11 protein-coding genes are annotated in these 10,129 nt (G+C 44.2%); 2 read left to right on the forward strand and 9 right to left on the reverse strand.

The genetic code is table 11. The annotated features are described in order from the left end of the window. From P8O70_13915 to npdG, 4 genes are all read right to left on the reverse strand, one after another. Positions 1-449 (reverse strand): Arm DNA-binding domain-containing protein (locus tag P8O70_13915; protein ID MDG2197954.1); only part of this gene is annotated, 449 nt, incomplete at its 3' end. 232 nt (positions 450-681) lie between these two features. Then, positions 682-1,461: a coenzyme F420-0:L-glutamate ligase gene (gene cofE, locus P8O70_13920; GenBank protein ID MDG2197955.1), complete on the reverse strand. Its 780-nt coding sequence runs from the start codon at positions 1,459-1,461 to the stop codon at positions 682-684. Next, positions 1,448-2,635, reverse strand: a complete 1,188-nt coding sequence (locus P8O70_13925) for a pyridoxal phosphate-dependent aminotransferase (protein ID MDG2197956.1) — start codon at positions 2,633-2,635, stop codon at positions 1,448-1,450. The genes cofE and P8O70_13925 overlap by 14 nt, the downstream gene beginning before the upstream one ends. Positions 2,636-2,680: 45 nt before the next feature. Beyond that, a complete protein-coding gene (npdG, locus tag P8O70_13930; protein MDG2197957.1) occupies positions 2,681-3,349 on the reverse strand; it encodes an NADPH-dependent F420 reductase in 669 nt (222 codons plus the stop codon). 159 nt (positions 3,350-3,508) lie between these two features. Here npdG and P8O70_13935 point away from each other — a divergent pair, with 159 nt between their 5' ends. Together P8O70_13935 and P8O70_13940 are read left to right on the forward strand one after the other, a co-directional pair. Next, positions 3,509-4,405: an NAD(P)-dependent oxidoreductase gene (locus tag P8O70_13935; protein ID MDG2197958.1), complete on the forward strand. Its 897-nt coding sequence runs from the start codon at positions 3,509-3,511 to the stop codon at positions 4,403-4,405. A 61-nt stretch (positions 4,406-4,466) separates the two neighbouring features. Next, positions 4,467-5,942 (forward strand): aldo/keto reductase, encoded by a 1,476-nt coding sequence (locus tag P8O70_13940; protein MDG2197959.1) that lies wholly within the window; start codon positions 4,467-4,469, stop codon positions 5,940-5,942. A 29-nt stretch (positions 5,943-5,971) separates the two neighbouring features. Here P8O70_13940 and P8O70_13945 read toward each other — a convergent pair whose 3' ends face one another. The 5 genes from P8O70_13945 to P8O70_13965 all read right to left on the reverse strand — a co-directional run. Next, a complete protein-coding gene (locus P8O70_13945) occupies positions 5,972-7,243 on the reverse strand; it encodes an ABC transporter substrate-binding protein (protein MDG2197960.1) in 1,272 nt (423 codons plus the stop codon). Positions 7,244-7,308: 65 nt separating this feature from the next. Next, on the reverse strand, positions 7,309-8,244 hold the full coding sequence (locus P8O70_13950) for a branched-chain amino acid ABC transporter permease (protein MDG2197961.1): 936 nt from the start codon (positions 8,242-8,244) through the stop codon (positions 7,309-7,311). Continuing rightward, the gene (locus P8O70_13955) at positions 8,241-9,155 is read right to left on the reverse strand and encodes a branched-chain amino acid ABC transporter permease (protein MDG2197962.1); all 915 of its coding nucleotides are present in this window, start codon (positions 9,153-9,155) and stop codon (positions 8,241-8,243) included. The genes P8O70_13950 and P8O70_13955 overlap by 4 nt, the downstream gene beginning before the upstream one ends. Then, a complete protein-coding gene (locus P8O70_13960; protein MDG2197963.1) occupies positions 9,155-9,883 on the reverse strand; it encodes an ABC transporter ATP-binding protein in 729 nt (242 codons plus the stop codon). Before P8O70_13960 ends, P8O70_13955 begins: the two co-directional genes overlap by 1 nt. After that, a partial coding sequence (locus P8O70_13965) for an ABC transporter ATP-binding protein (protein ID MDG2197964.1) occupies positions 9,876-10,129 on the reverse strand: 254 nt, incomplete at its 5' end. The genes P8O70_13960 and P8O70_13965, both read right to left, overlap by 8 nt.

Consider the following 10,129-nt stretch of genomic DNA (forward strand, 5'->3'; position numbering starts at 1 on the left):
GTATTTCGAGACAAGGTAGGTTCTTTTTTGGCTAACCACTGATTGGCAATTACATGAAAGGTCTGGCGACGCTTCGCTTCCTCTTTAGCCTCCTGCTCAAGTTGCAGGGCCTTGTCCTGGTCCTTTAGTCTCTTTAACTGCAGGCGAGTGATTGTCCCTTCTCTGGGATCTTCTCCCTTCTGAACCATCAGCCAGGCTTTTTCATGCATCTCTCTGGCATCAGAGAGCCGAACCGTTGGATAGCTTCCCAAGCTGAGTTTCAGTTGTTTGCCATTAAGACGGAAAGCGTAGAACCAGAACTTGCCATCATGACGGACCTCTAAATTGAGCCCATAGCCATCGGAGTGTTTGATTGTTCTGAGTCCACCCTTTTCATCTGATTTTGGTTTTGAACTTCTACAGACGACGTCAGTGAGTTTGCGTTTGGTGGGATCCAATTGACGAGACATAGTGTTGGAACCTATCGGAAGTGATTAGGAATGTCTGAACCGTTCATGTCCAGAAACAAAACAATTACTCGCCAACAATTTCGCCAACAAATTTAATGGCTGTCAATGGATTTTTACAGACTGAACTGGAAGGAGAATAATCTTTGATATGCTTAGATCTCAGTAATTGCCTGAGTTTAATGGTCTTTCTTGGAAAGTAAAAAACTGTTGTGGTAATCCTGATTTATTTCCACTATCGAAACAAATCTTTCTCTTCAGGCCTGATTAGTTCTGAAGCTGGGATGTGCTGAGAACTTGTGCGATATCCCTCAATGAATACAACAGGTAAACCCTCATCTGCTTGTCCCTGTATTAATGATGCTGCAGAGGCGAGCTCATCAGCAATGGCTTCTTCACTGACTCTAAGTTGATTGCCAAAGAGGTCTGCTCGACCTCTTAAGTCTACGATTGAGGAGAGACCTGCCACTCCAATTGCAGTTCCAATCGTCCCATTACGCCACGCTCTTCCTATGCTGTCATTAATGATTACTCCGATTTTACAACCTGTTTTTCTTAGCAATTCATTGTGCAATGAAGCAGCGGATTTGTCCGGATTTTCAGGTAGCAGAAGGACCCAGTCATTTTCCGGGTCTTGCTCTACATTGGAATGGTCTATACCAGCGTTGGCCATAATCAATCCTTGGTGATTTTCAACAACAAGGACCCCTTTGCGATGGCGAATGACGCTTTTTGATTCTTGAAGAATCAACTCTACTAGTCTAGGGTCTTTATCCGTTTTTACGGAATAGTCGATTGCAAGGGCTGTTGGTTTGACTGTCTTCAAATTGACAAATCGGTCTTCAGCTTTTGAGACTATTTTCTGAGCAAGCACCAAGATGCTGCCATCCTTTAGGATGAGTTTATTCGCTTCAATTGCATCCAAAATCAGTTGGCAAAGATGATCACCCTTATTGATTAAAGGAATACCGAGTAGGGGATGTATGCTAATCGTTTGCGGATCACTTTTTGTCAATTTGACCCTGAAGCCACGAAGAAATTCCCTCTAACCCTCTCTCAAGTTTTGGTAGTGATGCCGCAAAACAAAGCCGAAGATAAGAATCATATTGTTGCCCAAAAGCATAACCAGGAGCTAGCCCAACGTTATGATTAATCAATAAATCTTTGGCCATACTCATGCTGTCAGTACCATCATTGACCCTAAAAAATGCATAAAAAGTGGCTTCCGGTCTGTCAAATTCAATCCGATCTTCTGAACTGGCCCAATCTGAAAACACTGAAAGTGCTTTCAGATATCGCTTGTTGCTTTCCTGAATGAAGGCTTCTCCGTCTCTCAGGGCAACAACTCCGGCTTGCTGAATGAAGGGTGGTGGGCCGGCAACATTGTATTCAGTGAGTTTTTCAAATTCCTTACTAACTTCAACCGGAGCAGTCAGCCATCCTAGGCGCCAGCCAGTCATTGCCCATGATTTGGAAAAGCTGTTCACCACCACGACCCTGTCATCTGGATTGATTATTTCACAGAAGGATGGCGCATGTCTGTGATTGAAGCTAAGACGTGCGTAAACTTCATCACTGACGATCCAGATTCCTTTCTTCCGAGCAAAATCCAACACTGCTCTTTGTTCCTCGGTACTCATGGTCCAGCCAGAGGGATTGTTGGGGGAATTGATAACAATTACTGATGTATCAGTTCCGCAGGCATCAAAGAGATGGTCCAGATCGAGGTTCCATTTCCCATCTTTCATTTGTATTGGGACCCCCTCTACCCTAGCCCCCATTATTTTTTGTACCGCTGGAATGTTTGGCCAACTTGGTAATAAGACAACAATTTTAGAAGCTTGTTGCACCAAAGATTGTGCTGCAATCATGATTGCATTCATTGCAGAAACGGAGACGGTTATCTGCTTGAATGTGATCTCAGTTTGATAAAGATCGTTCATGTAATCAGCAATGGCTTCCCTTAACTTTGGAATCCCTGCATTCGGTGCATAGAAAGTTTCTCCTTGATCGAGTGCTTCTTTTGCTGCTCTAGAAATGAAATCCGGAGTACTGACGTCAGGCTCACCAAACCAAAATGGAATTACCTCATTTTGATTTTCAGCAAATCGTACAATTTCCCGAATTGGTGAAAAGGTTAATTCACGAATCTCTTTTCTGATACCAAGATGGGCATTAAGTGTGTTCATAATCAAACAGGTGAATGGTCAAAACTATATTTAAAAAAATAAGTATTATTGAGACATACTTTCATCAAAAATTTTAATTCCAGAACCCTTGAAGCTGTAAAATTTATTCATAAAAATTAGAACAGGAGTTAAACTTTCTGCAACCACAGCATTGTCGATAGATCCACAATGCCATCCTTTCAAAGAAATTTTCGAAATCAATTGAATCACAGTTTCTCTGGCCTCTTTATTGTTACCGAAGACCATTACCTCACCATCAGGTGTTTCAGATTTGGCAAGTGCTGTTGCTGCCACGTTGTGTAAAGCAGATACGACATGAACTTCATTCCCCAAAATCTCTTGGGTCTTACGAGCAACACATCCTGAGTCAGGTAACTGCACCCTTGCAACTTTCGGTGGAACGAGGGGGACGGTAGTATCAACTACAATTTTCCCGTGAACATGAGGCTTGATTTCATGAACAGTTTTTTGATGAGCTACAAAAGGTACCGTCAGAAAAATCAATTCACTTTCACTGGCAGTTTGAGCAATTCCTTGGATCTTTAGATTTTGAACATCTAAATCCTTGATTGAGTCACCAATTCTGGAGATCACTTTTTCTGGAGATCTGGATCCAATCGTCACTTCAAAGCATTCTTTAATGAATCTATGAGCTAACGCAGATCCAAGTGCACCTGAACCACCAATAATGCCAATTTTTTTGATATCAGTCATAGTGATATAAACTTAATAAAATTTTAGAATGAAAGAAAATCTTAAATAAATTTGATTCGTGTATTTCACTTAGAATATCTCAAATCTTTCTCTTTTTATTTCAGATGATAAAAAATACAAGGCAATCAAATACTAATCTAAATTTTTAAGGTGATAAAAATGAACCTTAGCAATATTTTATTTGTTGGTTTAGGAAATCTGGGGAGTGCACTCAGCATTAGGATTGCTGAAGTGAGCAAGCAGTTAATGATTTACGATCTCAATCTTCAAGTCAGAGATGAGATTCAAAAAAAGCATCCTAATCTTCTTGGGGTTGATCTGCCAGCGGGCTTTTCAGAAGCCAATGTCATCCTGACTTGTTTGCCGAACTCCAAGGATGTGCAGAGCGTCGTCGACTTAGCCCTCCGAGATCCAAAAAACTTGGAAAGTGTTCGTTACTGGATTGACGCTACTTCCGGGAGTCCCAAGCTTTCTCAGCAGATTGCGGCTCAGCTTCAGGAATATCAAGTTGACTACATTGATTGCGCCCTCTCAGGCGGCCCAGCAGGCGCGAGTTCGGGGTCTCTGACGGCGATGATTGGAGGAAAAGAGGAAGCATTTCATGCTGTGAAAGAACTGATTCAATCTTTTGGAAAGAACCTCGTCCATCTCGGGCCAGTGGGATCTGGTCATGCAGTGAAAGCAGTCAATAATACTTTGCTAGCTGCAAACATTCTCAGCGTAGCTGAGGCAATGATTACTTTGAAATCCTTTGATGTCCCCTTAGAAAAAGCTCTGTCAGCAATCAACACATCTTCTGGACGCTCGTGGGTTTCACAACAGAGATTTCCTGACCATGTACTACCAAGGACTTTTAACTACGGTTTTTCTTTTGGTTTGCATTGTAAAGATGTTGGTACCTTTGAGGGAATGATAAATGATCATAACCTAGAAGTGTCTATGTTGCGCAAAGTCTTGAAGACTATGCAGGATGCAATTGTGCAACTGAACCCTGATGCTGATCACTTGGAAGTTATTAAAATGATTGAAGATCAATCAGGATTTACGATCCAATGATTTTTTTGATGCAACTCCATAATTAAGTTTTCTCAACGCAGCAATTTCACCAAAAGTATAAATGAAAAAAATTCCACGAACTTCAATTGAGGGATTATCCATTAATCAGTTGATCACAGGACTCTGGCAAGTTGCTGACATAGAGAAAGAGGGGCATTTATTTGATCTCGAAGACGGGGCGAATGAACTGGAGAAATACTACCAAGATGGCTTTGACACTTTTGATATGGCTGACCATTATGGAAGTGCAGAATTGATTGCGGGTAGACTCTTGGCTAGATATCAAAATGTACAACATAAGCCAATCGCCTGTACAAAGTGGTGCCCGGTGCCTGGGCAAATGACAAAGGAGGTTGTCAGAAAAGGAGTCCAAGAACGTCTTGATCGTCTCGGAGTTGAACAGTTGGACTTACTACAATTTCACTGGTGGACTTTCCAGCACCCTGCCTGGCTGGATGCTTTACACGAACTCGCTGAACTACGAGAAAGGGGACTCATCAAAGAGTTGGGAGTAACCAATTTCGATGCTGCACATCTACACCTTGCGCTGGCTGATGGTATTCCCATCCGGAGCAATCAAGTTAGTTTTTCATTGTTGGATAGAAGGGCGGGAGGTTCACTCAAAGAAGTGTGTGAACACCATGCGGTGAAAATTCTAGCCTACGGAACACTCTGTGGAGGGTTCCTATCCAAAAGATGGTTGGGTCAAGGCGACCCAGAGAAGATTTCAGATTGGAGCCGGATGAAATATCGGCGCTTTATCGAATCTTCTGGAGGCTGGAATGCTTTTCAATCCATCCTTTCTGCAGTTGAAAAGATTGCTCAGAAACATCGAGTTTCAGTTGCCAATGTGGCGACAAAATGGGTTCTCTCTCAAGACCATGTCGCGGCTGTAATCGTTGGAGCTAGACTTGGAGAGAGTCAGCATCGCCAGAACAATATGGAACTTTTCGAATTTGAACTTGATGACGAGGATTTTCAATCTCTTGAAGAAACTTTTAAGGAAACGACTCCAGTACCAGGAGATTGCGGTGACGAATATAGAAAACCACCCTTTTTGACAGCAACGGGAGATCTCTCTCATCACCTGGAACAGGTGGAAAAAATATTCGTAAGCAATCAGAGTGAGAGCAGGGATGATGCTCGACAGGTTCTCTCAGGTAGTAAGTGGGAGGATATTGCAGGATATTGCCGTGCCCAGCGTATCTGTGATTTGATCGTAGTTTCAGGAACTACAGCAACTGCTGGACATAGCCGCATCGTTGCCCGAGGGGATGCTGCCGCACAAACCACTTTTATCCTCGACAAAATTGCAGCCGCCTTGGAAGCCTTGGGCTCGTCGGTGAAAGATGTGATTCGCACAAGGATCTATCTTGTGAACGTAGAGGATACTTTGGCTGTTTCAAAGGCTCATGGTCGTGTCTTTGGTCAAATCAAACCTGCGAACACTCTTCTTCAGGTGGGGGGCTTGGTAGGGGATTACTTAGTGGAGATTGAGGCTGATGCATTGGTTAGAAATAACAACAGCCTCAACTAGACTGAAGAGTTTAGTGCTTCCTAAACATCTTATTGCATGGTGGCCATGAAAGCATCTACTTCATCAAGGGTGATGTAGCGCTCCTCCTTGGTCCCTGATTCCGTAAAACTCCATGCAACTGCAGGAGCAGAGACATCGCCATTAGCATCGAAACGTACGTTGCCGGTGGCACCCTGATACATGACAGATCCCCCGCTTTTCAGAACTTCCTTGGCCTTTTTAAATCCAGCCGTATCTGCTGTGATGGGGGTTCCTTTGGGATCAGTAACCTTGCCAACTTGAGCGGCGATTTGAGTCCCGGAAGCGTTGGGTCCTGCGGCTTCCATTGCGAGCAGAGCAACCATCGTGGCATCGAAGCTGTTGGCTAAACCTGGTCCATTTGGTTCCGAATTGAATCGAGCTTTGTACATTTCTACAAATTTGGAGGCAGATTCAACTCTTGGTGATGCGGTATCGGTACCCAAAGCGTTCTTCAAATACTTCAAACCAACACTATCTTTGAATTCATCTGATTTCATCGAGTTGGCCATGATCATATTTTGAGAACCACCAAGTGAAAGCCATTCGCGGACGACAGAAATCCCCTCTTTGGGATACAGTGCCATGTAGATGCCTTCCGGATTTCCTTTGAGAGCTTCTGTCACCTCTGCACGGTAGGAAGCTTGACCATCATTGATGGCAATTGAATTGGTCACGTTGATTCCCAAAGATTTCATGGCTCTGACGGTCAACTTTGAGATGTCCTGACCCCAATCATCGTTTTTGTAAAGGACAACGACTGATTTATATCCCTGATCACGTGCTAGCATTGTTCCCACTGCTGCTTGTACTCCAGAAGTGGCAAAGGTGCGGAACCACAATCCCTTGGTTTTGCCTTCCTCAGCAAGTGCTGTGATCTTTGTGGAGGATGAACAGCAGGAAACTTCCATCACTCCAGCTGGCACTGCGACAGAGGTGAGGATTGGAATCGTTACCCCACTGGAAACTGCACCTAGTAGAACAGGAACTTTTTCTAAATCGACCAAAGCTTTTGCGGCATCAACGCCGACCTTTGGATCCACCTGAGTATCTCTCAGAACCATCTCCACCTGGCAGCCTGCAACTCCTCCAGCTTCATTGGCCAAATCGACGGCAAACTGAGCAGTTGCTGCTATAGGACGACCCCAGTCAACAGATGTTGGTAAGACTGCGCCAATCTTTGTTGTGCAATTCTGGGCATACACGGTGCTGGAAAATCCAACCATCCCCAGTAGTAACGCATGTCGCAAGCAACGAAAGGATTTGAAAAATCTAACAAACATTGGTTCTCCCATTTACAAGTAGACGCAGATAAGTCATTGGGCCAATAGGAAAGTGCGTCCTCTCCCTATTGCGACACGATTAGCTTTTCTGGCAAAAGCCCTTGGGGTCGCCAAAGAAGCATGCCCACAATAATCATGCCGATCATAATGTATTGCAGGGTCCCTGTGTAGAGTTGAGCTTCAACAGGAGCAAATTTTGAGAGCATCCAGCCACTTGCTGTCCATGCAGCCCAGATGAGAAATGCCCCAAGGATTCCCCCTTGGTTATTCCCAGAGCCACCTACTATCAGCATTGCCCAAATTTGGAAAGTCAATGTTGGCAAGACATCTTGTGGACTGACGAATGCGTAGAAAGTCGCATAGAGCCCACCTGCTAGTCCCATAATCATGGAACCTACGACAAACGCTATTAAGCGAACTCTATTTGGGGCTTTACCAAGGGATTGCGCTGCAACTTCATCTTCTCGAATTGCTCTTAACAACCTTCCAAAGGGAGAGCAGATCAACTTCTCTAAAAATAAATAGACGCCCAGAAGTACTAATATAGAAAAGCAGAAAAAAATAATATTGAACACAAATGGGTCACCGATGGAATCTTCAAAAGGTCTTTCAAAGCCTCTCATTCCCTTGGCACCTCCTGATAACCACTCTGCATTGCGCATGAGATTTTCAAACGCAACAGCTACTCCAAAGGTTGCTATCGCAAGGTAGTCTCTACGCAGTCGAATTGTAAGAATCCCCACAACCCATGCGATCAATCCTGAAAGCAAAATTCCACCAACTAGAGCAACCAGATAAAAAAGTTCAAATCCTCCAATATGATCTGCCTGCTCTGTTCCACCCAAAAGAAGTAAACCATAGGCACCTGCACCAAAAAAAGCCGCAACTCCACCATTGAAAAGTCCTGTGTTGCCCCATTGAAGGTTTAGGCCTAGAACTGCAATGGCGAGAATAGAAGCGACTGTTGCAAAGAAGACAAGATAAGAAATTAGTCCGATCATGATCTGGCCTCACCAAGAATTCCATTCGGTCGAAGAATGAGAACTCCCAAGATGATCAGAAAGGGAACTGCGGGGCTGTAACCCGAAGGAAGAATCATCAGCGCTAGATTGGATGCGATTCCTACCAAAAATCCTCCCAGAACAGCACCGTAAACTGAACCAATGCCCCCCACAATTGTGGCAGCAAAGATTGGCAAAACAAGGTCCCGACCGATGACAGGATTAATCTGGTTGTTCAATCCATAAAATATTCCCGAAAGTCCTGCCAAAGAGCCTCCAATCAGCCAAATCATCATCAACATTCTAGAGAGGTTCACACCGGAGATTTGGGCGAGAACAGGGTTCTCTGCGACAGCTTGCAGCGCATATCCAAAGGTAGTTCGAGACAGGATCAGATGAAAAAGTAGCATTACCAACAGAGCAGCAAATAACACGAAAACCTGATCAGGTTTGACGAGGATCATCGGATCTCGGCTAATCACGACGGCAAAGGCGATGTCGTTTGAGAAGAGTTGTGATTTCAAGCCAAAGAAGAGAGAGATTAGGTTCCTGAGCACCATGGCGACCCCAAAGGAGGCAAAGACCATCGATAGTTCATCTCCTTTTTCACGGATTCTGCGAAAGACAAGCTTGTCAATCAAGATCGCTGAGAGGCCGGTTGCAATCATCGCAAACAGAATTGCGAGAATTAGACTCCAGGTAAGACTGAGAGGATCAATAGTACTGCGGAGTTGGGAGTAGAGCGCCCCGAATAGTCCATCGAAAACCAATGCTGCGTAGGCACCCACAGAGAGTAGTTCTGCATGGGAAAAATTTGCGAATCGCAGAGTGTGCATCACCAAGGTTAATCCAATAGCTCCAAGAGAGAGAATTGAGCCGACCAAGATTCCATCAAGTAGATGCTGGATCATCAGCTTGTTACTCTCTTGCTACCCATAAAAATTTCGCTGAGGAGTGGATTCCCAATCATTCTTTTTGCAGTATCGTCTAGTTGATTTCTGCCCTCAGCCAGGATGTAACAATGGTCAGCTACCTCAAGGGCCTGCTTAACGTTTTGTTCTACTAATAAAATTGTCACTTGTTGTTCGGTGAGGCTCTTTGTGAAAGTAAGGACCTCTTCTGCTACCTTCGGTGAAAGGCCAGCAGATGGTTCATCCATCAAAAGAATGCTGGGTTTTTTTGCCAAGGCCATTGCCAAAGCAAGCATTTGTCGTTGTCCTCCGGAGAGCGTACTTGCCTTTGCTGTCAATTTTTCTGAAAGAGCAGGAAACAAATCCATCAAGTCTTTGAATTGGCCAGAATGTTTATGGCCAGCTAACCCCAAGACAAGTTCAATATTCCTTTTGACGCTAAGGTTACGGAAGATGTTTTCTGTCTGGGGAACATAGGCGATCCCAAACTCACCCAATTGATCCGGACGAATTCCCCGCAATGATTTGCCCCCGAACTGTATCTTTCCAGAAAAGCTTGGAACGACACCAGCAATTGCTTTGATCAAGGTGGACTTCCCGGCACCGTTTGGCCCGATGACTAGTGTTACAGAGTTTCTTTTGATTCGAATGTTTATCCCTTGAAGAATTGGGAAATCAGTGTCGTAGCCAGCTACGAGCCTAGTGACTTCTAAAGCTGCGTCAACCATTTAGCGCGGCTCCTAAGTAGGCTTCCAGCAAAAGAGAGTTGCGTTGTGCTTCTACAGGAGTTCCTTCAAAAATAACTTTCCCTTCTGCCATAGCAATGACTGGATCACAGTGTTTCATGATGAATTTCATGTTGTGCTCAATGATCAAAAAGGTTGTGCCCTGACGATTGAGATCAGTTATTTTCTCGATCAATAATTCAGTCAAAGTTGGGCTTACCCCTGCGGCCGGTTCATCAAGTAGAATCA

Source organism: SAR324 cluster bacterium, from assembly GCA_029245725.1.
Taxonomy (GTDB): Bacteria; SAR324; SAR324; order SAR324; family NAC60-12; genus JCVI-SCAAA005.